Raw genomic sequence first — 23,221 nt, 5'->3', positions numbered from 1 at the left:
ATGATTAAAACCACCACGGAAAAGCGCGCGGATGTGAACATTTTTGCCGGAAGCGATCCGGCGCATACCGCAAAAGCCACCAGTGGTATCAGTGCCGCCACGCCTGCACTGACGCCACTGATGCTGGATGACGCCACCGGTAAACTGGTGGCATGGGATGGTCAGAAAGCCGGAACGGCCGTGGGGGTGCTGACTCTGGCGCTTGCCGGAACAGAACCCACGCTGACGTACTACAAAAGCGGTACGTTTGCCAGTGAGTCGCTGGTCTGGCCTGACTCTGTGGATGCGGTGAAAAAAGCCAACGCGTTTGTGGGAAGTGCCATCAGCCACGCCTGATGGTGAAGTGATTAACTGAAAAACGGGTCGCGATGCGGCCCGTTTGTGTTTCTGAAGGAAAATAAATTATGGGGTTATTTACCACGCGTCAGTTACTCGGGTACACCGAGCAGAAAGTGAAATTTCGTGCGCTGTTTCTGGAGCTGTTCTTTCGTCGCACGATCACTTTCCATACTCAGGAAGTCATGCTGGATAAAATTACCGGCAAAACACCGGTTGCGGCGTATGTGTCTCCGGTGGTGTCAGGCAAAGTGCTGCGCAGCCGTGGTGGTGAAACCCGTGTGTTACGTCCTGGTTATGTAAAACCAAAACACCGCTTTGATTATCAGCAGGCAGTGGAACGTCTTCCGGGAGAAGATCCGGCCCGCCTTAATGACCCGGCTTACCGCCGTTTGCGTATTCTGACGGACAACCTGAAACAGGAAGAGCAGGCGATTGTGCAGGTGGAAGAAATGCAGGCGGTCAGTGCCGTTCTGCAGGGTAAATACACCATGAGTGGCGAGCAGTTTGAAACGGTGGAAGTGGATTTTGGGCGTTCTGCCGCCAATAACATTACGCAGGCTGGCGGACGCGAATGGTCACAGCAGAATGCTGACACCTTCGATCCGACGCATGATCTGGATGCGTACTGCGATTTCGCTTCCGGCACCATCAATATCGCGATTATGGACGGCACGGTCTGGCGTATGCTGAACGGTTTTAAACTGTTCCGTGAGAAACTGGATACCAGCCGCGGCTCCAAATCTGAGCTGGAAACCGCACTGAAAGACCTGGGCTCCGTGGTTTCCTTTAAAGGTCATTACGGCGATCTGGCCATTGTGGTGGCGAAGACAACGTATGTTGACGAAAACGGGGATGAACAGCGTTATCTGCCGGAAGGTACACTGATTCTGGGGAACACTCAGGCGGAGGGCGTCCGTTGCTATGGCGCAATCCAGGATAATCAGGCGCTGAGTGAAGGGATCACCTCTGCAACGCGTTATCCGAAACACTGGGAGGTTATTGGCGATCCAAGTTGTGAATATACCATGACGCAGTCTGCGCCGTTGATGGTGTTGCCGGATCCGGATGCGTTTGTGGTGGTTCAGGTGAAATAAGACGGGGCGGGATATTCCCGCCTTTTTCTTTAGCGCACGGGAGAGATGTGATGACAAAAGAGCAGATGACTGAACGTTTGCAGGAACTGGCAGTGATTCTGGGGCGTGAAGCAGATATTTCAGGTTCAAAAGCCGATCTTGAGCAGCGCCTGGCGGAATGGGAAGAGGAGGCCGCCGGATTCGATGGGGAGGAAACAGGGAAGGAAGAGGTGGGCAACGATGCATCCGGCGACGGAATGCATTCTGAGCGGGGACTCGCCCGGGTGCGTATGCTGAAAACGGCGCATATGCCAGCCTGTGATGCTGTGACGGGAAAAATGTTGATGTTTGCCCGGGCCTCGAGTGTTGTGCTGGTTAATGAAGCCGCAGTTCCTGCGTTGCTGGCGGACGGTCTGGCAGAAAAAATCCGGGAGTGATGATGTTCGATAATCTGTTCGATCAGGCCATGAGTGATGCGGATGACATCATCCTGGATACGATGGGGACGGAAATCAGCATATATCCGGGCGGCACGGAAAGAAGAATCCGTGCCGTTTTTGATGCCCCGGCAGATAACACCGGGATGAACACTGGCAGCGGCGAAATTCGTGATACTGCGCCCGTGTTATTTACCCGGAGCGCATGGGCCGCCGGTCTGAAAAAATATGACAGGGTCATGATCCACGGCGAACCCTATCAGGTAGTCGATCCCGGCTGGGATGAGTCAGGCACTGCGGGTCAGGGGGTGATTACCATCACCCTTGCGCGTGGAGAGCCGGGGAGAAATACACCTGCTGCACCGGAACGACCGAGTAAACGTTATGGCAGTCAGAGAGCATGAACGAAGCAGTGCCCGGCAGCGACGGCTGGCACGAAACCTCGTCGTCGATATTGATGAAGATGAGGTGCTGAAAATTATCGCTAAACTGGGTGGGTCAAAAAGTCAGATCCGTAAAGCCTGGGGCGTGGCGCTGAAAAGAGCCGCGTCTGCACTGCGGATGAAGGCCATGGCAGAGTTTAAAAAACAGGTTGCCCCACGCAGTCAGAAAATGATCGGAAGGCGTGTGCTGCGTGATTTGGTCATTCGTAGAAACGGCGATGAGTTTGACGAGGCAAAGGTATGGTTCGGCCTGAACGCCATCAAAGTACGCGATCTGCGGGGACGCATCAATGGTGGACGACGCGGCGAACGCCATCAGTTGCGTGATGAGCGGGGACGTTTTGCTCCAGCTTCACGCAGCAGGAAGGCGAGGGAGATCCGTTTTAAACCTGCCGGTGAGGCAATACCGGTCACCACCTGGTCAGGTGATGAGGCCTTCATTAATGAATTTGAGTCTGAAAACCGACGCGGACGCATTTCACGGCGTAAGACTGTCCTGGTCCGGCAGGTATCAGGACGACGAAGGGTACGTGAAGCGGAAATTGATATTTACGAAGCCATGCTGAACCGTATAGAGGATTTTGTTTTTCCGGATGCGGAAGCACTGATCCTGAAAAATTTTGAGCATGAACTGAAATTCCGGGTATTTAAGGGGCTGGAGTGATGGAGCCATTAATGATGGGAGCCTGGCATCAGGCGGTGATTGACAGTCTGAAACAAATTCCCTGGGTGGAAGATGCCGATGAGTACCCGGAAAAAGTCACTCAACTGGTGACGCCTGCCGTGTTTGTTGATGTGCCCGGCTGGGACAAGGCCCGGTTTGCCGACGGGCAGACACGGGTCACGCTGAAATGCGATCTGTTTGTGGTGACAGACCGGGCCGGGAAGACGGAGAACGTGCCAAAACCGCAGATTTTTGCCCGTTGTCTGGCGATGGATTTGTCTGACTGGATTGAGGGAGCTACGTTCGGGCTGGATAACGTTGATCCGGCTGTTTTTATTGATGCTGAGGTGGATACCTTCGACCGGCTTCTGGATGACTACATCGTTTTCCGTGTTTCTTTTGAACAGGATATCCCTGTCGGGGAAGATCCGTTTGCGGTTCCGGCAGGTGCGCCGTTACAGGAAGTCTGGCTGGGGAAAGTACCGGAAACCGGCAAAAAACATGTGCAGGATTATCGTCTTATCTGGAAAGCGGAGGGCACCGGCGATGAGTCTGGCGGATGAAGTGGCAGAGTTACGCCGCAGGGTGGCGAATATAGTCCTGCGCGGCGTGGTGGAGGAGGTGATCCCGGGGAGTCCGGTGATGGTCCGGGTGGATATCGGGGATGTGCTTTCGCCGCCGTTGCCCTGGATTCAGGTGCAGTCCGGGCGTTACATGCAGGTCAGTAATTACCCGGCTCCCGGAGATGCGGTCACGGTGATATCGGAAGCGGGCGATCTGCGTAACGGTCGTGTGTATCCGGGGGCGAATATTGACGCCATTCCTGTACCGGCGGGCAGCGAATATGAGCATGTTATTTTGTTTGATACCGGCACGGAGATCCGTTACGACCGTCAGGCTAATGCCCTGTCCATCACGCTGGCTGAAGGTGGCAGCTATAAAATTACCGGCAGGGGAACGCTGGACGGTCCGGTGAAAATCACGGACACCCTGACCGTACAGGGTAAAGCAACCATGAATGCTGAGGCGGTGGTTAAGGCGGATCTGATGGTCGGCGGTGAGGTTTCTGATCATTACGGAACGATGAGTCAAATCCGGCTTGTCTATAACGGTCACAATCACCGGGGCGACAGTGGTGGCAGCACCGGACAGCCTGGCCAGCTAATGTAATTTCCTTTCAGTTTTTTCCGGAATAAACAACATGATTGGTATTGATTCAGCCACCGGCAGATATCTGCACGGTAATGAACATCTGCGCCAGTCCGTTACCGATATTCTGTCAACGCCGGTCGGCAGCCGGGTACTTCTCAGGGAATACGGCAGCAGGCTGTTCAGTCTGCTTGATAACCCGCAGGATGATTTCACGCGGGTGAGGATTGTTCGTGAAACGGCAACCGCCCTTGAACGCTGGGAACCCCGCCTGACTCTCCGGCGGGTGGAAGTGACGTGGACAGGAGAAGGAAGCGCCTGGCTGACGCTTGTCGGGGTGAATAACGAAACACAGGAAACGATTCGACTTGAGGAGATAAAAATTGGCAACGTCTCAGGCAATCATTGATCTGTCCGCGATACCGGTACCGGATGCGGTGGAGGTACCGGACACCGCTGTGCTGGTCACTCAGATAGTGGCGAAGTATCAGGAGCTGGACACGTTATTTTCGGCCCTGGTGGAATCCGATCCGGCGTATAAATGGGCGGAGGCGCTGGCTTTTCGGGTGGCGCTGATGCGCCAGCAGGTCAATGATGCCGTCCGGGCCGTACTGCTTGCCAGTGCCCGTGGGAACGATCTGGATCAGGTTGGGGCGAATTTTCAGGTACAGCGTCTGGTGATTACCCCGGCAGATGACAGCACCATCCCGCCCACGCCGGCGGTGTATGAAGATGATGACGCTTTTCGCGAACGCATCCAGTTGTCATGGGCACGACTCAGCACTGCAGGCGCGAAAAACGCATACCACTATTTTGCCCGGAGTGCCGATCCTGATGTGCTGGATGTGAAAGCCTACGGGCCGGAAACACATTCACAGGAAGGGCGTGTATTTCTTTATGTGTTATCACGAACCGGAAACGGTACGGCATCACAACCCCTGCTGGATAAGGTGGCAGCGTCAGTTAATGATGATGAAACCCGTCCCCTGACGGATTTTGTCAGTGTCCGTGCGGCAGAAATTATTCCCTACGATGTGGTGGCGGATATTCATATTCCCTACGGACTGGATGGTGAACTGGTAATGGCAAATGCCCGCAAGGCGCTGCAGTCATACACTGACAGCGTCCACCGGATTGGCTCGGTTGCATCCCGTTCTGGCATGGATGGTGCCCTTCACCAGACCGGGGTGATTACGGTGAATCTGACCTCTCCGGGCAGTGATATCGTTCCTGCGATGGGGCAGGCACCGTGGTGCCGTAAGGTGACGCTGAACAAGGTGGAGACAACCGATGAATGACGATATCAGGAGCATACTGCCGGTCAGTGCCAGCCGGGCAGAGCGGGTGGTGGACTGTGTCGCCGGAGATATGCTGTCAGACATAGCGGTCTGCCTGATCCGCTATGTTAAAAATCCCGATTTATGTCCTGCTGAATTGCTGCCATGGCTGGCCTGGGAAATGGCGGTGGACACCTGGAATGAACACTGGACGGAGGCGGAAAAACGGTCTGCGATAAAACGTGCTGCTTACATCCACCGCCACAGAGGGACTAAAGCGGCGCTGATAGCATCGCTGGCTGACAGTCCCTTCCGGTCGAAGATTGTTGAGTGGTATGAGCAGACCCCACCCGGGGAGCCGTATACCTTTCGTCTGAACGTGGAGCAGAAGGATTTACCGGTGCTGATGAATGATCATCAGGATCTGAAGCATGCGGTACTCCGTGCCAAAAATCTGCGCAGCTGGTTCAGTATTCACGTTTACGGGAACAGCACAGGGCGGGTATTTGGTTACGGCTATGTGATGGCGACAGAAAAAATCAGAAGTACTGGTGTGATAACAAAGACAGTGCCCACTGGCGGGCAGAGTGAGGCAGGAGTATGAATGGACTGATTCTGACAACGTCCGGCGCTGCAGAAATTGAAGCAGCATATCAGAACGGGCAAACCGTGACCGTCCGGCATGTTCTGCTTGGTGACGGGGGCGGGCGGGCATTGCCTTCCACGCCGGATGAAATGGCAGCAATGACATCGTTGTACGGCGAATTCGGGCAGGAACCCTTTTCCGACGGTGCGGTGGAGGAGGGCTTCATCAGCGGGGATATTGTGATTGACTGTAAATCATACCCCGGTAAAACCCTTCGTGAACTGGGGATGATCAGCGACAGAGGTACGCTTATCGCGTACGGACGTTATCCCGACACCTTTTTACCAGACCAGACGGACTCCGTTATCAAGGAAGTTATTCTGACGCTGGTTCTTGGGCTGACGCACGCACAAAACGTGGTGCTGGAAGTTGATCCGGACAGGGCAATTATTACTCAGGAAATCGGAGACAGACGCTATCTGCAACGAAAAAAGAATCTTTCGGATGTGGAAGACAGTGATGAGGCTGTTGAAAACCTCGGATTAAAACCCACGGTGGACAAGGCAAAAAATGCCGTTCAGCGTGATGGCGACACCATGAGCGGGGAACTGAAAATCCGTGGTGTTAATGCGCTGAGGATTTTCAACGAAGCATTTGGTCTGATTTTTCGTCGTTCGGAAGAGTTCCTGCACCTTATTCCTACCAGTGAAGGTCAGGGCGAGAATGGCGATATTGGCCCACTGCGACCGTTCAGCATTAACCTGCGGACGGGTGAAATATCCATGTCGCATAAAGTGTCTGTTGGCGGCGGTTCTCAGGTCAATGGTGCGCTGGGTATCGGCGTTCAGAACGCACTGGGCGGAAACTCAATTGCTTTCGGGGATAACGATACCGGCCTGAAACAGAATGGTGACGGCCTGCTGGATGTTTATGCCAATGGTCAGCACGTATTCCGTTTTCAGAATGGCGCGTTACAAAGTAACCAGGCAGTGAATGTTTCAGGGCGGGTAACACCGTCAGACTACGGAAACTTCGATGCACGTTACGCAAAAACAGGGGCCAGTATCACTTCTGTAAGGCTGGGGTCAAGACAAAGCTACTCCCCCGCAGGTAACTGGTATACCTGGACGCAGGACCTTGGTAGCGGAAACGTCATGACCGGGATAATCGTTCAGGATACTGGCGACAATTCTGCAGATAACATTGGTGGTATTTATTACCGGACCATTCAGTATTGTGTGAATGGTACCTGGATGAATGTATCGTCGATATGAATTCGCGTAAAAGAACGGTAAACACCATGATAAACATTAAAAACTTCAGAGAATACACACCGGAAAATCCACCAGTAGCGTGGGCGTTATATCTCATCAGTGAGGATGGTCAGGACTGGTACGAATGCCAGAAACAGTTTGCGACGAATACATACAAAATCATGTATGACAGTAATAACATTGTCCGCAGCATTACAACCGATGTTTCTGCGCTCTGTCCACTTAATGCAAGTGTTACCGAACTGGATGTACTTCCTGATGGTGTGAATATTGATGGTGGATGGTATTACCAGGACGGCGAAGTGCTGCCTGTGCCAGTGGATTATGTGGCCAAAGCAGAGGCAGAACGTCAGCGTCTGCTGATGACGGCACAGGATATCACATCCGGTTGGGCTACCGACCTGGCGCTGGGCATTCTCAGTGATGAAGAAAAAGAAAAACTGAAAGTCTGGCGCATTTACGCGAAATCGTTGCAGGCGTTGGATTTCAGCGCAATTGCAGACAAGACTGCTTACGACAATATTGGCTGGCCGGAGCAGCCACAAAATACCTGAAAAAGAAATGAATCATCAGACCGCCTGAGGGCGGTTTTTTTATGGGAGAAATGTATGTCCGGACTACATGGTGTTGAAACCATTGAACTGACAACAGGCACGGTTGCCGTGCAGACCATCTCCACGGCAGTGATTGGCCTGGTGGGGACCGCACCGGACGCCTCTGGTGGCCTGTGCGCTTCCGGCACTGCCGGATCGTGGCTGCTGGGAACGGCGCTGGATTTCACGGCGAAACAGGAAGGCAGGGCCGGCAATAAGATTTCGGTGGTTGCCGTCGCTGCCACAGAACAAAGTGCGCAGACTACGGCCGCGCTGGAAGGTATAACCCTGACGATAACGCTGGGGACGGACGAACACAGCCAGGTTAACGCCACGGTGAACAGTGTGACTGAAGCGGTGAATGCGCTGGGGGATTCGCCTGTGACGGCGGCTGTCAGCTCCCTGAATGCAGGAGGCGCTGAAAATAATGTGGTGTCGCCGTTCAGCCTGACGTTATCCGGCGGGGAAGATGAGGCGTTCCCGGTCAATACACCGGTGGTGGTGGCAGGGGCCATTACTCAGGCAGGGAAACTGGGCACAGCCGGAACATTATACCCGGCCCTGCGTGATATTTTTGACCAGACTGGTGCGCTGGTGATTGTTGTGCGCGCAGAAAGTAAAACAAAGGCGAAAGAGGGCGAACAGCGTGCGGCGGTGATTCAGGCCATGGAGGCGCTGACAGAAAGTAAGGGCGTGACAGGCTATCAACCGCGCATCCTCATTGCCACGGGGTACAGTGAGGATGATGGCGTGGCAAAGGCGCTGGAAACGTATGCCGCGAAGCTGCGGGCTGTGGCCTATATTGACTCGCCCTCAATGGCAACGCCGCAGGATGTGGTTCAGCGGCGCGCGTCATTTGGCGGGCGTGTGGAGCTGCTGCGTCCGCGCGTGTCAGTGACGGATGACAGCGGGCAAACGATATTTCGTCCATATTCGGCTCGTGCTGCCGGGCTGCGTGCCCGTATTGATTACGAAAAAGGGTGGTGGTGGTCCAAATCAAACCAGGACGTGATGAATATCACCGGTATGGAGCAGGTGGACACATTTATTCTCGGGGAGCAGAACTGCACGGCAAACCTGCTGAACATGGAAAATATCTCCACCATTATTCGCCATGACGGTTTTAAACACTGGGGGAACCGTCTGTGCACATCCCACAGTCAGTGGCGTTTTGAGCCGGTACGCCGCACTGCAGATGTGATTGAGGACAGCATCCAGGAGGCCATGCTGCCTTATGTCGATCGCCCGCTTGATCGGGATGTGGCAGACGACATTCTTGGCAGCATTAATGCCTATATGCGTCAGCTTAAAAATCTGGGCGCGATCCACGGTGGCAGTGCATGGCTGAACGATGAACTGAACACAGCAGAAACCCTGGCGGCAGGGCAGTTGTATATCGATTATGACTTTGGGCCGAAGTCACCACTGGAGCGCCTGACACTGCGGGCAATGATTAACAATAAACTGGCGCTGGAGGAACTGACGGTATGATGACGGGTGAAAAAAAACTGTTGCGCGCATGGGCGTTATTTCTTCCTGGCGGGATCCGCCTTCAGGGGGCGCATGAATACACGCCGCCTGCGATTAATATCACGACAGTGGATATCAAAACCGGCGCAATGGATGCACCGGTGGCAGTGGATGACGGCATGGAAGCGCTGACCTGTTCGTTTAAGATTTATGGTTATGATGTTGCCATGCTTACGCTGCTGGGATTACAGGCCGGGCTTTATTCGCCGGAGATCGTTGTCCGCCAGGGTTACCAGGTGGGGAATGCGACCAGCGGACAGGTGGAAACCCTGCAGGGAATGATCACCAGTATCACGCCGGATGCACGTCCGGCAACGTCACAGGCAGAGGCTTCGGTGACGGTGGAAATGTCGCTGAGTTATTACCGTCAGACTGTCGACGGTGTGGAAACCATCTGCATTATTCCGGAGGAATTTGTGCGTCGTATTAACGGCGTTAATGTTCTGTCAGATCTGAAAAAAATCATTCGGGTTTAATCCGGTGATCCTGCCATTCAGGCGGCTCAGGCCGCCTTTTCTTTTTTAAAGGAGATGCTTATGTCGGAAAAAAACAGTGTTCCTGCCAGCAGCGTGGAAATTGTGTTATCCGTGCCGTATGTCACCGCATCAGGACAGACGATCACACACATCACCATGCGTGCGCCTACCGTTCGCGATCGTCTGTTGCATCGCCGGAGCACTAAGCCGGAAGCAGAGGCCGATCTGGATATGATTGCCGGTCTGTGTGGGATGGACGCGGCAGACATGATGAATATGGAAGCGTGCGATTACCTGGCTCTGGAGCGGCAGTTTAATGTTTTTTTGCTGCCGCCGGTCCGGCGGAAGAAGAAAACATCCTGATGGCGATACGGCGCGCCGGTGCCTGGTTAGGGTGGTCTCCCGTGGATGTGATGGCGCTGCCGTATGAGGATTTTGTGACAATGATGCTGGCAGAGTCGGAGGAGAGGAAGCAACGTTATGGCAACGGTTGGCGATAACCTTAAAGCGAATATCCGGATCGGCGGCACGATAGATCCGTCGTGGAAAAATTCTGTTAATGGACTGAAAAAGGGCCTTTCCGGAGCCACGCGTGAAGTGGCTCGTCTGACACGCCAGCAGGACGTACTGAAACGAAAAATCCAGGCTGGCGTACTGGCTGGACAGGATATTACTGAACTGCGAAAGCAGTATGAAAAGCTGGGTAAAAAAATCCATAATGCCACCGCTGAGCAGGACAGATTTAACCGCGAACTGGCGCGTGCGGAACGTCTGGCTCGCTGGAAAGGGCGTGGAACGACAGCCCTGAAAGTGGGGGGCGGGCTTTCAGTCGGGGCAGGACTGACACTGGCAGGCGCTGCAGGTGCAGCACTTAGCCGGAACAGTGAAACGGCAGAGCGGGCAGGGATAGCCCGCAGTTATGGGGTGGATTATGAAACCTATGCGTCATGGGATTCTCTGGCCCGACTGATGGGGCTGAACGGTGAAAACATCGGTGATCTGTTTGAGGAGTACCGGAACAAGGTTTTTGACGATGATAATGGTGCCACGGATAAAGGGGCCATTCAGGAGGTCTTTGGAAAACTGGGACTGAAAGCCGGGGTGATGGCAGGGAAAAGTAACCAGGAGCAGGTCGAATTTTTATTTGATCGCTTACTGCAGGTAGAGAATGAACAGGTGGCAGCCGGGATGGCAGATGCGTTGTTCGGTGGTGAGGCCAATAAAATTCTGACCTGGATGCGTCTGTCAGGGAAAACTTACCGGGAGCTTATCAGTGAGCAGAAACGCTATAACCTGGTGACAAAGGCCGGGGCTGATGGTGCAGTTCAGGGACATGTGGCACTGTCAAATCTCCGTAATGTTCTGAGTTCTTCCATTGATGAAATCAGCGGACAGCTGGGTAATGAACTTGCCCCACGTATCCAACAGGTGACGGATGATCTTGCGGCCTGGTTTAAGGAGGGGGGCCTTGAGAAGATTCAGGCATTTATCCTTGATGATGCCCTGCCGGCGTTGATCGACTTGTCCGAGTGGATGTGGAAATTCGGAAAAGTTCTTGCAGGAATAACGCAGAAAGCCATTGAGTGGGGGCTGGCGGATGATTCGCGAGAGGACCGGCGAGAGGTGCTGGAATATCTGGCAAAAATGGGGTCGCCTGAGCTGGCGAGAGCGGTGGCGCAGAAAAACGGTCAGGGTGAATGGTTTGATGAACTGCTCAGGCAAAATCCGGACCTGACGAAACAGGTTGTACAGGCTTATAAAGACACTCGCGGTTATCTCCCCTGGAACCATGACGATAAAAAGTTTGATGCATTTCTCGATCCTTTGCTGGGACCGAAGGAAGAACCTGATTTTAAGGCGATAAAAGAGAAATCCCGCACCTACATTGACGGACTTCCTGCGGCTGGTCAGGGACAGGAAAATCCTGATCGCCTTTCAGCTCTCCAGTATACACCCGGCAGTATCAGCCAGGTGGAAGTAAAACCCACGTATCAGATACGGGCGGAATTCAACATTACCCAGAAACCTGGCGAGGATGCCGGACAACTTGCAGACAGGGTGATGAAAAATCTGGGGGATATTAATTTTGGCCAGCGTTCCCGTATGACTGATGGTTATGAATCCTGGGGGTGAAGATGGTGGATTTACTGGGCTGGGGCGTAAACCGGCTTGAGCGCGAAGCATGGGACGCAGTGGGCTCATTAACGGAGGTGGCTTCCCGCGTCATGCTGTCGTTTGGTGAGTTTGAATTCAGTATCGATACGGCAGCGTATAACGCCATGAAGCGCACGATGGAATGGCGATGGGATGAACAACAGCTTATCGGAAAAAACGACCTGCTGCAGTATACCGGCAAGGGGGCCAGAACGATAACCCTTGAAGGTATGGTGCATGCGGGATTTCGTGACGGTGTGGGAATGGATGCCCTTGATACACTGGTTCAGATGGTGGATGACAATCCGGCCCCGCATCTTCTGGTCTCGTGCACAGGTGATGTGATGGGGTATTTCGTGGCAACCGCCTATTCAGATAACACCACCTCCTTTCTTCCCGGCGGTGCGCCAAAGAATAAAACGTTCACTCTGGAGCTGAAATACTATGGCGAAAAACTGGCGGACCACTGACGGCGATATGCTGGATGACATCTGTCAGAGGCACTATGGCAGTGCCGGGCTTAACCAGTCACTGGCGGCGGTACTGGAGGCTAATCTGGGGCTGGCTGACCTTGGTCCGGTCTATCCGGCGGGAGTGGAAATCGTGTTGCCGGACTGGGTATATGAACCGGAAGTGAAGGAGACGTTTCAGTTATGGGAGTGAATGAGTATCAGCCGGATTTCAGTCTGACAGCGGAAGGTCAGGATATCACGAAGGAAATAAAACGAGGTCTGGCTGAGCTGCGATATACCGATAATGGTGCTGGCACAAAGCGGTCCGATGAACTGATGATAACGCTGTTCAGTGAGACGCTGGCGTTGCCCCCGAAAGGCGCGGTGCTAACGCTGGGACTGGGGTTCAACGGAAATCTGGTAAATAAAGGCAGCTTTACCGTCTGTCAGGTGGCAAGTGGTGGCCCTCCCCGCCGGATCACTATTTATGCCACCGCAGCCCCCATGAATGCGTCAAAACATGGCGCGGACGTGACCGCACTGAAAACCCGCGCTTTCAGTGATATCTCGCTGGGAGACCTGGTAAAAACCATCGCCACTGAAAATAATCTGGTGGCGCAGGTATCACCGGCGCTGGCTGGTATTCATATCCCGTGGGTGATGCAGTCATCAGAATCTGATGCAGCCCTCCTGTCCCGCATTGCAGGTATGTACGGTGCCACCAGTAAACCGACCAGTGGCTACTGGTTGTTTCTGGAATACGGGGCATCACAGAGTGCAGGGGGCAGAAATGCCCCTGAGATAACCATTACGCCGGGTATGGTATCAGACTGGGATTATCGTGAAGGTGAGCGACAGGGCGCTGCGGGTGGCGGGAAAGATGGGAAAGTGGGTGTCCGGTATTTTGATGCCCGTGACGGACGCACACGTGAAGTTAAAGTTGACGTGGAGTCAACAGATAAGCGGCATCCCTTTACCCAGCCTGACCAGGGCACCGCAAAACACTGTGCAGAGTCGAAGGTTAAACGTGTGCAGAAAGCCGGACGCCAGATGACGATAACGTTGCCCTGCAGACCGGAACTGCTGAAAGCGGGGGCGGAGGTGCGTTTTATCACGCAGGGATTTGGTGTGCGTGAGGACCATTACTGGCAGGCTGAATCGGTGGAGTTTTCACTGGCACCGGGGCAGGGATTTTCGCTGAATCTGTCGCTGACCACGGATATTTCCGCGAAAGGACAGGCATCAGGGAAGAAGAACGCGGATAAAAAAGGTGTCAATTATTTTGGTTAATTTTTTTAAATCAGGAAATTAAAAATGTCTGTATTAATTTCGGGTGTGCTGACGGATGGTGCGGGGCTCCCCTTGTCCGGATACCATATTATTCTGAAAGCCTGGCAAAATACATCCGCAGTGGTCATGAGAACGGTGGCAACAGTGGTGACAGGGCCGGCAGGAGAATATGCATTTGAAGCCCAGACCGGAAGATATGATGTTTATCTTCGTTCGTGTATTGAAAGAGAATATTGCGTCGGTGATATTTCGGTTTACGACGACTCAAAGCCCGGCACACTGAACGACTTTCTGACCGCCCTCGATGAAGGCGATTTAAAACCGGATGTAGTGAAACGCTTTGAGGAAATGGTGGCGCAGGCGCAGCAGAGCGCGGAAGCAGCAGCGGAAAGCGAGCGACAGGCCGGGCAACATGTCGCTGATGCGCAGAAGATAAAGGAAGACTGCGAGACGCTGGCGGATAACGTACAGCAGAATGCAGAAGCCGTTGCCGAAGACAAAAATCAGGTGGCGCTGCTGGCATCATCTGCCACACAGGATGCGGCCCGCGCAGAGCAGGCTGTCAAGGATGCCGACACGATAGTCCGGAAAGCGGTCGATAAACTTGCTGATGCTGCAACGCTGACCGGCGAGGCAAAAGCCAGTGCCGAAGCTGCCGCACAAAGCGAACAGAATGCGGAAAATCACGCTGATAATGCAGCACAAAGCGCACAGCAGACCGCGCAGGATGTGGAGGCAACGGTCACCGCCCGTGATGATGCGGAACGTTTTGCGGGTGAGGCAGAAAACAGCGCACAGTCATCAGGCACATCGCGGGATGAATCAGTCGATGCCGCCGAACGTGCCCGCCTTTATCATAATGCCGCATCATCAGCTGCAACCAGCGCGGAAAATGCAGCAAATGCTGCACTCGGGCATGAAAATAACGCTGCCGAATACGCCCGACAGGCTAAAGACAGCCAGGATGCAGGTGCAGACAATGCGCAGGAAGCGAAACAGTACAGGGATGAGGCGCAGCAGATAGTTGATGACCTGAATGCAACAAATGCCAGCACGACAGAAAAAGGTCTGGTGCAACTGTGTAGTGATACGGACAACGACAGCGATGAACTGGCTGCCACGCCAAAGGCTGTCAAAGCCGTCATGGACGAAACGAAAACAAAAGCGCCACTGGACAGCCCGGCCTTCACCGGCACCCCAACCACCCCAACCCCACCGGATGATGCCGCCGGTCTGGAAGCAGCGAACGCAGCGTTTGTGCGCAAACTGCTTGCTGCGCTGGTTGGCTCATCGCCGGAAGTTCTGGACACCCTGAACGAGCTGGCAGCGGCGCTGGGCAATGACCCGAACTTTGCGACGACAATCACAAACGCGCTGGCAGGCAAACAACCGCTTAATGACGTCTTAACGGCAATCAGCGCACTGACGCAACGGGCAGATAATCTTCTGTACTTCAATACAGACGGGAATGCCTCACTGTCTCTGCTGTCAGAGAAGGGCCGCGCATTGCTGGCGCATGACACGGCTGAAGCCATGCGCACGGAGCTTGAGCTGAGCGCGGCTGCGACGATGGAACCCCAGAGTGATATCCGTGACCGCACACCGGGCAGGCTGGCCCTGTCCGGGATGTATGGGTTTGGACAGGCATTCACCAGCGCCGAAGCTCTGTCATTTAACGGACAGGCTGATTTCGTTATATGGCTGCAGACAGTCACCCCGGGGCGTTATGCGGTCAGTATTGCGGACTCCTCCACGCTGCTGGTGGGCACCACGAAATTTAACGGTATCATTGATGTGATGTGGTCACCCTCTGATAACGATGGTTCAGACTCAGCGCGTAAATTCAAAATGCTGCTGTACTACAACCAGTATTACGAGGATGAGCACAGCATACATTGTATGCGTTATCGCTACAGTGGTAACAGCTGGAATGCAACATCAAGCCTTATTGTGTATGACGGCAACTCCCTGGCATATCTGATGTCCTCAACCGCCGGTAATGGTCCGTTCTCATATTACCAATACCCGGCCGTCGGTGTGCCGATTATGGCGGTATATCAGGGAGAAAGTTTTGGTGAAAATGCTTCTCTGGGACTCGGTGATACTGTGCCGGGTTCCCGTCTTGGTCCTCTGGCCATGAGTGCACAGGTTAGTGATACAGGGACATACGCATCCTCACCGCAGGTTGTGATTGGCGGTGCCGGTGAATACAACTTCCCCGGTCGTTACACGGCGCTTTCGGGCCTGGGTAACAATTATGGTACTCAGCGTGGCTTTATCGGTCTTTTTGTACGCATTGAGTAATGAGGAAATCAGGCATGAAAATCAGAGCGGTGAAAGGCATCAGAAACGCACATTATCTTGAAAATGGTGCGGTTGACTGCGAGGTGTTATTTGAAGGTGAAACGGAGTTCGCCCTGTATACTGCCATACAGGATGATATGGCCCCGACAGGCCAGCATGTCTGGCAGGAGCTGCAAAGCGGGAAATGGGGCGAAATCGCCCCGTTCACTGTCACGCCGGAACTTATTGCAGCGGCAAAGGATGCCAAAAGGCGGGAAATTGAGGCATGGCGCGACAGTCAGGAAAACATTGAGTTTATTTTCACGTTTGATGGCCGTCGTTTTGATGGCGGAAAAACCTCGCAGTCACGCCTTGCCCCCGTGGTTGCAGCAGCACAGGCCGGACTGCTTCCGGATGGTTTTTTCTGGACTGATGCGGATAATAACAACGTCGTACTGACCAGGGAGAAACTTATTGCGCTGAACGATGCCATGATGGTGGCCATGGTGACGGAGGGTTTTAAAATCCACGAACGTCAGCGGGAGATGAAAGAGGAACTGAATAATCTTGATGATTTACGCTCAATCCGAGCGTTTGACGTTACGCAATAAAAAACACTGATATGCCAGCCCCTTGTAAAAATATTGAACAGGGACGCTTTGAGTTGAATTGGATTTACATGGGGCACCTTGGGGCATATATGGGACATAAAAAGGCCTAAGACAAACAGCAAAATCGAGTTCAGGAGTTTTTGGAAAAAATACAACTATCTGAAAAAACTTAGAAAACGCCTAAAAATCCACAGGATGGTAAAAAATATCTATGAATTAAAATAAAAGCCCGCTTAAAATATCGCGGGCTTCGAAATATAAATGTATTTTCAGAGGCTAGAGCTTAGGATATCTCAGCGCCAGTGACAGGATTGATGTCTTCATGGGATTTCAACCTTGTTGCCATAGCTTTTATCATAGCTTCTTGCTTGGCCGAAAGATTTATCGAGGCCTTCCCATCCCCACCGTCAACCGCTGGAACTGGATCGGAAACATAGTCAAAGTTTTCATCACTGTTCCAACTACCTCTGACGTCTTCACCTTCTGACATGTTGTAATATACGTTTTTGTATTTCTCAAGTGGTGGTAATTTTCCTGGTGGAAAGGTGTTACGAATTGAATGTAATGCTTTTTCAAATGAAAGCATGTGTGCTGCTTCCCTGGTCATTAAAAATGCCAGAGTGTCTTTTACTCCAGGATCATCAGTAACATTAATGAGACGTTCGTAAATGATCTTTGCCCGAGCTTCAGCTGCAATATTTGAACGAAGATCGGCCGTGACTTCGCCAATAGTATCAACATAAGCTGCAGTCCAGGGTACTCCAGCTGAATTAGTTAATGCTGGGCCTCCTCCGTAGAGGAGAGAAGTTATATGGCTATCATTGCCATTTTGAGTTAAGGAACGGTAAAGCTCAGCTTCATTCTCAGTTCCTTCAGCAAGTGCTCCTTTTGCACCTTTGTTGAGCATACCAACAAGAGAACCAATAATTTCGAGATGACTTAGTTCTTCTGTTGCTATGTCCATCAGCATATCCCTTCGGCCTGCATCTTCATCACTTAAGCCTTGAGTGAAGTATCGGCATGCTGCTGCAAGCTCACCCTGTGGCCCACCGAATTGTTCTAAGAGTAGATTAGCCAAGCCTGGGTTTGGCTCACTCACACGTACTGTATATTGAAGTTTTTTCACGTGTCTAAACATAATGCCTCCTCAAAAGAATTATTTTTTGGCTTCAACTCCATCAATTTCAGATCTGACCATGAATTGCTCAGTGGTGTCAGGAATATGGTTAAGAAGCCATTCAGCCATTTGTTTTTCTTCATTAAGAATTGCTTCAATAATGGGTACTGAAGCTGTATCACCCGCATTTTTGGCTGCTGCGAGAAGAGAGGTGTAACACGCAATTTCAAATTGTTCGAACACATAGCCACTGATCGAACCTTTGACAATTTCATCAGATGGAAAAATTCCACCAATGGATTGTCCAAACGCGGCCATTTTACTCATAGAGTCTTTAATGACAGAGCGCGAAATATTATTACGATCAAGTATGCTTTCAAGCTGTGAAAGCTGGTTCTTTGTTTCGCTAATGTGCTGCTCAATTCTGGAACGTAACTCAGGATAGTTTTCTATCCGGCTGGCCATAGACTCAAGCATTTTTTCAGCTTGTTTCTCCATCGCATGTGCATCACGAAGCCAGTCATGGTAATGTTCAATTCTATTCATAATCTGTTTATCCTAAAAGAAATTGAAGTCTATAGTTCAGGAGTTATCCTGAGCTTTTTTATTAACGTTATTAAATGCCAGGTCTGTTAATTTGACATCAGTAGCTTTTTCCTCTTCCAGTGTTTCTTTCAGGAGTTTAGCCGCTTTTTTATATCCTAATTGCTCAGCAAGTGTTACCAAAGTGCCATAACTGGCAATTTCATAGTGCTCTACTTTTTGTGCTGCAGCAATCAATGCAGCATCACGTACTTCATTTTTATCAGTGCTTTCAATTACCTCATTCGCCTCTTCGATAAGTCCTTCCATTGCGGCACACTTAATTCTTTTCAATTTAAGACCATCTTCAGAATCAACAACCTGATCGATGCGTTCAATTTGACCATGTGTCTCATCAAGATGTGACTGAAAAGCAGCGGTTAATTTATCACTATATGCAGAGCGACTAAGTTTAGACAGTGCCTTTGTTAGTTGTTTCTCAGCGCTGTATGTATCCGATAATAAGTGGATGAAGATATCTTCAACAGATTTAATTTGCATAATCACTCCAGAGTTTTCACTGCGAGCCCGTAGGCTCGCAGTTAGCTTCAGTTATTCACGAATGTAGGGGGTGATAAATTAAGAGTCAGATTTACGGCCGCCACCATGGCTATTCTGACCACCTTTTTTCCCTGCTTCTGATGCTCTTTGTGGATCGTTTTTAAAATTACCGCCACTATGTTGGCCGCCTTTACGACCAGCGTCAGAAGCTTTTTGTCGATCTTCAGCGAAATTACCTGCACCGCCTCGATGTTCGGTCATATCATTTCTCCTCTGATTTTCAAATTGTAAATAACATGTGCCTTGTCAGCACCCAATTAACTCTAGTAACAAATAAGAAAGTGTCAAATAAGAGATTGGTATGCGCATTTTGATGTGACAAATAACAATTGTAAAAAATGTGTGCTCAGTGAGTATAATTTATTGATATCTGAGTGTTTAACGGAAAGTTTAGGTTGCAACTCAAAAGATTAATATACCCAAATTTACATTTCTATATTATTTGATGTGCCTGGTGTTGTTTTTCTCAATAAGAATACTCTGTAAAATTATTCAATCGTAAGATGGTGGTTATTCATATTTTTGAGATACTTCCTAATAGAGTCAATCCCTTGAATAAATAATTGATTTAAAATTTCGTTTAAAGGACTAATTACAAAAAATTTATATAGTCCAAAGAATCATGATTGTACTTAACCATAAGATTTGAGCGTAAAAATTAATGCGCAGCACGTCGTGTGCAAGGACGTGCTGCGGTTGGCTGGTAAACTTTCGATAGTGCGAGTATTGAATGATTTCCAGCCGTTACAGATTTTATATAACTGCAGTGGAATTATTCAACACACAGGCAAAACGGAATAAGCTGAGAAAAAAGCGTGCTTTCCCAATCTGGGGCAAATCACGTCTGAACGACACCTGAAAACAGGTGGTGGACTCAAGAAGGCTTGGAATATTCTTCTTTAATGTTATGTAATTCATTGATTTTTCGTGTACGATTTTAAGACATTTATTCCAAGAAAAATTTTTAACTCTTTGATTTTTCGACTCTGTATCATCGGTCTCGAAAACCGGAGTAGGGGCAACTCTACCGGGGGTTCAAATCCCCCTCTCTCCGCCACTTTATCAATGACTTATCTCCTAACTTCCCGCCTTGCTTTTTCTTAACAGAACAATCGTAGAATATTCTTGAAGGTTTAGATCGTCACTGTTTTCTGTTCGATACTGTGACATTCAGCACTTGATTAGCTATTGATCTGACATGAGGGTTTCGAGCGTAAATCTGCAGTTATTCAGTCGTTTTCTTATCGGTCACCATTATTCTTTTAGACATTGATCCTACGAAGCTGCAGCAAAGTTGGTGGTGGGAACTGAAGTTGCGTAGAGAAGGGGGCAATAATTGAGCCAAAAAAGGAACGCGGCCGTCAGATTAAAGCCGCGGGACAAAGTCCATAATTTCCAAGAGTTGTTGAATTTCCCAGCTTTTTTGAAAGCCTTTGTATCATACTAACAAGTAAAAAAGGTTTAAATACCAAAATTAACCTATATTTCTGGTTAGCTTTACCATGACAGATGACTTGCTCCTGAAGACATTGGCGCTGCCAGTCTGTATTGGTGAGTTGTGTATTTATTGTTCGCCGTTTTCTCAGTTTTTTTCTACAGACATAATAAAAAAGACACGTCTCAAGCATGAGCGTGTCTGAGTTTGTCTTATTTATTTGTCTTGGTAAATTATTGTCGTTACTACCAGGCACTGTTCTGTTAAATAACTGAAGTCAGCGCAAAAAATCAATGAGACATCATCTCCTCGACCACTTCTTCGCTACTCAACTGATAGGGATAATACGTTGGCCAGTTTTCCATTTCATTCAATAAAGATTGCTGTGAATCATTACCCATAAAAATGTGAAAATGAGATGATTTTCGTGGTGCAATTATATGATCGCTAAATTGTATATATTTAGGGGCTTTGCTTTCAGGATCTTTACATTCGAATAAGTAACGAACGCCTTTCTTGCCTGATTTATAGGTGAGTATTTTGTAGCCATCGTAATCATATTTACAGGATGTAGTTTCGTTATTTCTATGGAATTCAATAATGCCGTCCTCAATACCAATCATTTCGATATCTGTCGCGTAGCCTTTCTGATAATAATCTTTAACTTCTGCGAATGTTTTGGTTTTATCTGCATTCGCTTTCTTTCGAAAGACGGGGTCAAGCTTGCCATTTTGCAGTAAGGGATAAACGGATTGCCAGACTCCATCCCAGTCACTGAGCGTTCGGTTTTGTACATTGGCATCATCAAAAACACCGTTAGCCGCTTTTTGTTCGACCTCTGTTAAGGGTTTGCCGTGTGAGTGATGACCATGCGAAAAGGCAGGAGCGCTAACAATAAAGACACCTAAAGCAATAGCCAGTTTATTAAGACGAATCGCCAAAACAGTTTCCTCCAGAGTTATTGTACATGACGTGTTATGTTATATTGTAACATATGACGAAATGCAATAACTCTTAGGAAACAAGAGCATAGTTTTCTCAGGTGTATTTACCTATCTTATTGAAATGAAATAAATTATGTCGATGATTTGAGGTTGATGACAAACGAAACATAACTTGATGCGATCTGTGTGGGCCGGATAAGGCGCTCACACCGCATCCGGCAGGGATAACGCGTACTTTGTCGGCAATATGAAGTTATAGAGATGATTTGTTGTGAACCTGCTTGCGTAATCGGTTGAAAAGGGAAAGTAGCTTTTTATACCGTAAGGCTAAAAGCAGTACAGCCAGCCCAGCGTAGATGAGTGGCTGCGGTGAAATAATCTTCACTGACCACAGATAATGTATTGGAGCCAGGATCGCGACAAGATAGACGAAGTTATGCAACTGTTGCCAGTGTTTGCCGAGTTTTCGCTGCATCGCCTGGGTTGAAGTGAACGCTAAAGCAAGCAAAATTACCCAACTAATAATACCTAACGTTAAATAAGGTCGGGTGATTAACTCCTTGCCTAATAACGCCAGATTATTCACGCCCAGCTCCAGTAATGCGTAACTGGTTAAATGCAGTGTCGCCCAGGCAAAGCACCATAAGCCTAACAGGCGTCGAGTCCGCATCAATAACGGCTGTTTTGCGTAACGTGCCAGAGGTGTAATTAACAAGGTCGCCAGCAAAAATTTCAGTGCAGTGCGTCCGGTAAAATGCTGAATATCTTTCACCGGATCGGCTCCTAGTCCACCGTGATTGATCGCCCAGGCAAGCCAGAGCAACGGCAACAATCCGGCAAGATGCAGGCAAAGTTTTAGCCATGTCACCTGTTTTGCTGTCAGACGCATTTAGAAATTCTCCCGCAAATCCAGTCCACGATACAGCGATGCCACCTGGTCGGCGTAACCATTAAACAGTAGCGTTGGCTGGCGCTGTACATCGAGGATGCCGCCTGAACCAATAAATCGTTCGGTAGCCTGTGACCAGCGCGGGTGATCAACATGCGGATTAACGTTGGCGTAAAAACCGTATTCGTCAGGCGCTGCCAGATTCCAGGTGGTTGGCGGACGCTCGCGGGTCAGCTTAATACTGACGATCGATTTAATCCCTTTAAAGCCATATTTCCACGGCACAATCAGTCGCACCGGCGCGCCATTTTGTGGCGGTAACGCCTTGCCATAAACACCTACGGTCATCAGTGTGAGCGGATGCATTGCTTCGTCAAGACGTAATCCCTCGACATAAGGATATTTAAGCCCGCCGCCAATAAAGCGATCCTGCTGGCCTGGCATCTGTTCCGGCGCATAAATCGTTTCGAAAGCGACATACTTCGCATTGCTTGTGGGTTCTACAAGCGCCAGCAATTTATGCAACGGAAAACCAATCCACGGCACCACCATCGACCACGCTTCCACGCAGCGCATACGATATATACGCTCTTCCAGCGGGAAGCGACGAGTTAAATCATCGTGATCGAGTGTTAATGGTTTTGCCACTTCGCCACTGATTTTCAGTGTCCATGGATCGATTTTCAGGCTACCAGCATTAGCGGCGGGATCGGCTTTATCCAGCCCGAATTCATAGAAGTTGTTATAGCCGGAAACTTTATCTTCTGGCGTCAGCGGTAGGTTATTTTGCCAGGCGGCAGGCTTGCTGAACTCCAGCGGTTTCCCTGCGGGGGCGGGCGGACGATCGTTCCCTTTAAACCAGCTAAGCAGATCAGCATGTGCGGCGTGAGGCAAAGAAAGTGCAGCTGCGCTGATGCCCAGTGCTTTTAACACCTGCCGACGCTGCATAAAGAATACCGACTCGGCAGTAATATCAGATTCTTTTAAAAATTGATTCTTTTTCATAAGCCATCACACTGTTTTGTCGTTAACCAGTAAGAGATTGTTAATCTGTCAGGGAGT

At 50.3% G+C, this 23,221-nt stretch carries 29 protein-coding genes and 1 pseudogene; 22 read left to right on the top strand and 8 right to left on the bottom strand.

All coding sequences use genetic code 11. The features are described 5' to 3' along the window. From QUF14_RS12280 to QUF14_RS12175, 22 genes are all read left to right on the top strand, one after another. On the top strand, positions 1-336 hold the full coding sequence (locus QUF14_RS12280) for a head decoration protein (RefSeq protein WP_040091463.1): 336 nt from the start codon (positions 1-3) through the stop codon (positions 334-336). 68 nt (positions 337-404) lie between these two features. Then, a complete protein-coding gene (locus QUF14_RS12275) occupies positions 405-1,433 on the top strand; it encodes a major capsid protein (protein ID WP_042966185.1) in 1,029 nt (342 codons plus the stop codon). Positions 1,434-1,483: 50 nt separating this feature from the next. Next, the gene (gene gpFI / locus QUF14_RS12270; protein ID WP_000159745.1) at positions 1,484-1,849 is read left to right on the top strand and encodes a DNA-packaging protein FI; all 366 of its coding nucleotides are present in this window, start codon (positions 1,484-1,486) and stop codon (positions 1,847-1,849) included. Continuing rightward, on the top strand, positions 1,849-2,253 hold the full coding sequence (locus tag QUF14_RS12265; protein ID WP_236927362.1) for a head-tail joining protein: 405 nt from the start codon (positions 1,849-1,851) through the stop codon (positions 2,251-2,253). Before gpFI ends, QUF14_RS12265 begins: the two co-directional genes overlap by 1 nt. Beyond that, a complete protein-coding gene (locus tag QUF14_RS12260; RefSeq protein ID WP_040091458.1) occupies positions 2,234-2,956 on the top strand; it encodes a hypothetical protein in 723 nt (240 codons plus the stop codon). The genes QUF14_RS12265 and QUF14_RS12260 overlap by 20 nt, the downstream gene beginning before the upstream one ends. Before the next feature lie 11 nt (positions 2,957-2,967). Then, positions 2,968-3,519, top strand: a complete 552-nt coding sequence (locus QUF14_RS12255; RefSeq protein ID WP_042970786.1) for a hypothetical protein — start codon at positions 2,968-2,970, stop codon at positions 3,517-3,519. Then, a complete protein-coding gene (locus QUF14_RS12250; protein WP_042970780.1) occupies positions 3,503-4,126 on the top strand; it encodes a phage baseplate assembly protein V in 624 nt (207 codons plus the stop codon). The genes QUF14_RS12255 and QUF14_RS12250 overlap by 17 nt, the downstream gene beginning before the upstream one ends. Before the next feature lie 31 nt (positions 4,127-4,157). Beyond that, positions 4,158-4,514: a GPW/gp25 family protein gene (locus tag QUF14_RS12245; RefSeq protein WP_021562190.1), complete on the top strand. Its 357-nt coding sequence runs from the start codon at positions 4,158-4,160 to the stop codon at positions 4,512-4,514. Further along, a complete protein-coding gene (locus tag QUF14_RS12240; protein ID WP_042970779.1) occupies positions 4,489-5,403 on the top strand; it encodes a baseplate assembly protein in 915 nt (304 codons plus the stop codon). Before QUF14_RS12245 ends, QUF14_RS12240 begins: the two co-directional genes overlap by 26 nt. Then, positions 5,396-5,986 (top strand): phage tail protein I, encoded by a 591-nt coding sequence (locus QUF14_RS12235; protein WP_042970777.1) that lies wholly within the window; start codon positions 5,396-5,398, stop codon positions 5,984-5,986. Before QUF14_RS12240 ends, QUF14_RS12235 begins: the two co-directional genes overlap by 8 nt. After that, complete coding sequence (locus tag QUF14_RS12230; RefSeq protein ID WP_065225034.1) at positions 5,983-7,242, top strand: phage tail-collar fiber domain-containing protein; 1,260 nt, start codon at positions 5,983-5,985, stop codon at positions 7,240-7,242. Before QUF14_RS12235 ends, QUF14_RS12230 begins: the two co-directional genes overlap by 4 nt. A gap of 26 nt (positions 7,243-7,268) precedes the next feature. After that, a complete protein-coding gene (locus QUF14_RS12225; RefSeq protein WP_047662540.1) occupies positions 7,269-7,796 on the top strand; it encodes a tail fiber assembly protein in 528 nt (175 codons plus the stop codon). Positions 7,797-7,850: 54 nt separating this feature from the next. After that, complete coding sequence (locus QUF14_RS12220) at positions 7,851-9,326, top strand: phage tail sheath C-terminal domain-containing protein (RefSeq protein WP_047662537.1); 1,476 nt, start codon at positions 7,851-7,853, stop codon at positions 9,324-9,326. Continuing rightward, positions 9,323-9,841: a phage major tail tube protein gene (locus tag QUF14_RS12215; RefSeq protein ID WP_065225033.1), complete on the top strand. Its 519-nt coding sequence runs from the start codon at positions 9,323-9,325 to the stop codon at positions 9,839-9,841. Before QUF14_RS12220 ends, QUF14_RS12215 begins: the two co-directional genes overlap by 4 nt. Before the next feature lie 60 nt (positions 9,842-9,901). After that, positions 9,902-10,204: a phage tail assembly protein gene (locus QUF14_RS12210; RefSeq protein ID WP_065225032.1), complete on the top strand. Its 303-nt coding sequence runs from the start codon at positions 9,902-9,904 to the stop codon at positions 10,202-10,204. Next, positions 10,204-10,341, top strand: coding sequence for a hypothetical protein (locus QUF14_RS12205; RefSeq protein ID WP_186269268.1), 138 nt, complete (start codon positions 10,204-10,206; stop codon positions 10,339-10,341). The genes QUF14_RS12210 and QUF14_RS12205 overlap by 1 nt, the downstream gene beginning before the upstream one ends. Next, positions 10,322-11,974, top strand: coding sequence for a hypothetical protein (locus tag QUF14_RS12200; RefSeq protein ID WP_065225031.1), 1,653 nt, complete (start codon positions 10,322-10,324; stop codon positions 11,972-11,974). Before QUF14_RS12205 ends, QUF14_RS12200 begins: the two co-directional genes overlap by 20 nt. A 2-nt stretch (positions 11,975-11,976) precedes the next feature. Beyond that, complete coding sequence (locus QUF14_RS12195) at positions 11,977-12,465, top strand: phage tail protein (RefSeq protein WP_065225030.1); 489 nt, start codon at positions 11,977-11,979, stop codon at positions 12,463-12,465. After that, a complete protein-coding gene (locus QUF14_RS12190; RefSeq protein ID WP_100733528.1) occupies positions 12,440-12,658 on the top strand; it encodes a tail protein X in 219 nt (72 codons plus the stop codon). Before QUF14_RS12195 ends, QUF14_RS12190 begins: the two co-directional genes overlap by 26 nt. Next, positions 12,649-13,737, top strand: a complete 1,089-nt coding sequence (locus QUF14_RS12185; RefSeq protein WP_286333520.1) for a late control protein — start codon at positions 12,649-12,651, stop codon at positions 13,735-13,737. The genes QUF14_RS12190 and QUF14_RS12185 overlap by 10 nt, the downstream gene beginning before the upstream one ends. 24 nt (positions 13,738-13,761) lie before the next feature. Continuing rightward, positions 13,762-16,041, top strand: a complete 2,280-nt coding sequence (locus tag QUF14_RS12180) for a prophage tail fiber N-terminal domain-containing protein (RefSeq protein ID WP_286333519.1) — start codon at positions 13,762-13,764, stop codon at positions 16,039-16,041. A 14-nt stretch (positions 16,042-16,055) separates the two neighbouring features. Continuing rightward, positions 16,056-16,631 (top strand): DUF4376 domain-containing protein, encoded by a 576-nt coding sequence (locus QUF14_RS12175; RefSeq protein ID WP_065225027.1) that lies wholly within the window; start codon positions 16,056-16,058, stop codon positions 16,629-16,631. 69 nt (positions 16,632-16,700) lie between these two features. Here the strand turns inward: QUF14_RS12175 and QUF14_RS12170 are convergent. The 8 genes and pseudogenes from QUF14_RS12170 to msrP all read right to left on the bottom strand — a co-directional run. Continuing rightward, a pseudogene (locus tag QUF14_RS12170) lies at positions 16,701-16,790 on the bottom strand (DinI-like family protein); the annotation flags it as partial. 124 nt (positions 16,791-16,914) lie between these two features. Further along, complete coding sequence (locus QUF14_RS12165; protein ID WP_065225026.1) at positions 16,915-17,769, bottom strand: manganese catalase family protein; 855 nt, start codon at positions 17,767-17,769, stop codon at positions 16,915-16,917. Between the two features lie 18 nt (positions 17,770-17,787). Continuing rightward, positions 17,788-18,294 (bottom strand): ferritin-like domain-containing protein, encoded by a 507-nt coding sequence (locus QUF14_RS12160; protein ID WP_001079482.1) that lies wholly within the window; start codon positions 18,292-18,294, stop codon positions 17,788-17,790. A 36-nt stretch (positions 18,295-18,330) separates the two neighbouring features. Further along, on the bottom strand, positions 18,331-18,831 hold the full coding sequence (locus tag QUF14_RS12155; RefSeq protein WP_001166090.1) for a YciE/YciF ferroxidase family protein: 501 nt from the start codon (positions 18,829-18,831) through the stop codon (positions 18,331-18,333). Positions 18,832-18,909: 78 nt separating this feature from the next. Continuing rightward, complete coding sequence (locus QUF14_RS12150) at positions 18,910-19,092, bottom strand: con-10 family general stress protein (protein WP_000134810.1); 183 nt, start codon at positions 19,090-19,092, stop codon at positions 18,910-18,912. A gap of 1,524 nt (positions 19,093-20,616) precedes the next feature. After that, positions 20,617-21,267, bottom strand: coding sequence for a metal-binding protein ZinT (gene zinT, locus QUF14_RS12145; RefSeq protein WP_001007795.1), 651 nt, complete (start codon positions 21,265-21,267; stop codon positions 20,617-20,619). Between the two features lie 256 nt (positions 21,268-21,523). Then, the gene (gene msrQ, locus QUF14_RS12140; RefSeq protein WP_001240067.1) at positions 21,524-22,159 is read right to left on the bottom strand and encodes a protein-methionine-sulfoxide reductase heme-binding subunit MsrQ; all 636 of its coding nucleotides are present in this window, start codon (positions 22,157-22,159) and stop codon (positions 21,524-21,526) included. Next, on the bottom strand, positions 22,160-23,164 hold the full coding sequence (gene msrP, locus QUF14_RS12135) for a protein-methionine-sulfoxide reductase catalytic subunit MsrP (RefSeq protein WP_000740057.1): 1,005 nt from the start codon (positions 23,162-23,164) through the stop codon (positions 22,160-22,162). It abuts the gene before it with no gap. Positions 23,165-23,221: the final 57 nt, after the last annotated feature.

Source organism: Escherichia sp. HH091_1A, from assembly GCF_030295175.1.
Lineage (GTDB): Bacteria > Pseudomonadota > Gammaproteobacteria > Enterobacterales > Enterobacteriaceae > Escherichia > Escherichia coli_F.
Note: the sequence above shows the minus strand (reverse complement) of the source record. Positions and strands in the feature narration are given on the sequence as shown.

What these genes read in the sequence shown, in the direction of transcription:
- QUF14_RS12280 (WP_040091463.1), top strand. Translation starts at nt 1, where the DNA reads ATGATTAAAACCACCACGGAAAAGCGCGCGGATGTGAACATTTTTGCC.
- QUF14_RS12275 (WP_042966185.1), top strand. Translation starts at nt 405, where the DNA reads ATGGGGTTATTTACCACGCGTCAGTTACTCGGGTACACCGAGCAGAAA.
- gpFI (WP_000159745.1), top strand. Translation starts at nt 1,484, where the DNA reads ATGACAAAAGAGCAGATGACTGAACGTTTGCAGGAACTGGCAGTGATT.
- QUF14_RS12265 (WP_236927362.1), top strand. Translation starts at nt 1,849, where the DNA reads ATGATGTTCGATAATCTGTTCGATCAGGCCATGAGTGATGCGGATGAC.
- QUF14_RS12260 (WP_040091458.1), top strand. Translation starts at nt 2,234, where the DNA reads ATGGCAGTCAGAGAGCATGAACGAAGCAGTGCCCGGCAGCGACGGCTG.
- QUF14_RS12255 (WP_042970786.1), top strand. Translation starts at nt 2,968, where the DNA reads ATGATGGGAGCCTGGCATCAGGCGGTGATTGACAGTCTGAAACAAATT.
- QUF14_RS12250 (WP_042970780.1), top strand. Translation starts at nt 3,503, where the DNA reads ATGAGTCTGGCGGATGAAGTGGCAGAGTTACGCCGCAGGGTGGCGAAT.
- QUF14_RS12245 (WP_021562190.1), top strand. Translation starts at nt 4,158, where the DNA reads ATGATTGGTATTGATTCAGCCACCGGCAGATATCTGCACGGTAATGAA.
- QUF14_RS12235 (WP_042970777.1), top strand. Translation starts at nt 5,396, where the DNA reads ATGAATGACGATATCAGGAGCATACTGCCGGTCAGTGCCAGCCGGGCA.
- QUF14_RS12230 (WP_065225034.1), top strand. Translation starts at nt 5,983, where the DNA reads ATGAATGGACTGATTCTGACAACGTCCGGCGCTGCAGAAATTGAAGCA.
- QUF14_RS12225 (WP_047662540.1), top strand. Translation starts at nt 7,269, where the DNA reads ATGATAAACATTAAAAACTTCAGAGAATACACACCGGAAAATCCACCA.
- QUF14_RS12220 (WP_047662537.1), top strand. Translation starts at nt 7,851, where the DNA reads ATGTCCGGACTACATGGTGTTGAAACCATTGAACTGACAACAGGCACG.
- QUF14_RS12215 (WP_065225033.1), top strand. Translation starts at nt 9,323, where the DNA reads ATGATGACGGGTGAAAAAAAACTGTTGCGCGCATGGGCGTTATTTCTT.
- QUF14_RS12210 (WP_065225032.1), top strand. Translation starts at nt 9,902, where the DNA reads ATGTCGGAAAAAAACAGTGTTCCTGCCAGCAGCGTGGAAATTGTGTTA.
- QUF14_RS12205 (WP_186269268.1), top strand. Translation starts at nt 10,204, where the DNA reads ATGGCGATACGGCGCGCCGGTGCCTGGTTAGGGTGGTCTCCCGTGGAT.
- QUF14_RS12200 (WP_065225031.1), top strand. Translation starts at nt 10,322, where the DNA reads ATGGCAACGGTTGGCGATAACCTTAAAGCGAATATCCGGATCGGCGGC.
- QUF14_RS12195 (WP_065225030.1), top strand. Translation starts at nt 11,977, where the DNA reads ATGGTGGATTTACTGGGCTGGGGCGTAAACCGGCTTGAGCGCGAAGCA.
- QUF14_RS12190 (WP_100733528.1), top strand. Translation starts at nt 12,440, where the DNA reads ATGGCGAAAAACTGGCGGACCACTGACGGCGATATGCTGGATGACATC.
- QUF14_RS12185 (WP_286333520.1), top strand. Translation starts at nt 12,649, where the DNA reads ATGGGAGTGAATGAGTATCAGCCGGATTTCAGTCTGACAGCGGAAGGT.
- QUF14_RS12180 (WP_286333519.1), top strand. Translation starts at nt 13,762, where the DNA reads ATGTCTGTATTAATTTCGGGTGTGCTGACGGATGGTGCGGGGCTCCCC.
- QUF14_RS12175 (WP_065225027.1), top strand. Translation starts at nt 16,056, where the DNA reads ATGAAAATCAGAGCGGTGAAAGGCATCAGAAACGCACATTATCTTGAA.
- QUF14_RS12165 (WP_065225026.1), bottom strand. Translation starts at nt 17,769, where the DNA reads ATGTTTAGACACGTGAAAAAACTTCAATATACAGTACGTGTGAGTGAG.
- QUF14_RS12160 (WP_001079482.1), bottom strand. Translation starts at nt 18,294, where the DNA reads ATGAATAGAATTGAACATTACCATGACTGGCTTCGTGATGCACATGCG.
- QUF14_RS12155 (WP_001166090.1), bottom strand. Translation starts at nt 18,831, where the DNA reads ATGCAAATTAAATCTGTTGAAGATATCTTCATCCACTTATTATCGGAT.
- QUF14_RS12150 (WP_000134810.1), bottom strand. Translation starts at nt 19,092, where the DNA reads ATGACCGAACATCGAGGCGGTGCAGGTAATTTCGCTGAAGATCGACAA.
- msrQ (WP_001240067.1), bottom strand. Translation starts at nt 22,159, where the DNA reads ATGCGTCTGACAGCAAAACAGGTGACATGGCTAAAACTTTGCCTGCAT.
- msrP (WP_000740057.1), bottom strand. Translation starts at nt 23,164, where the DNA reads ATGAAAAAGAATCAATTTTTAAAAGAATCTGATATTACTGCCGAGTCG.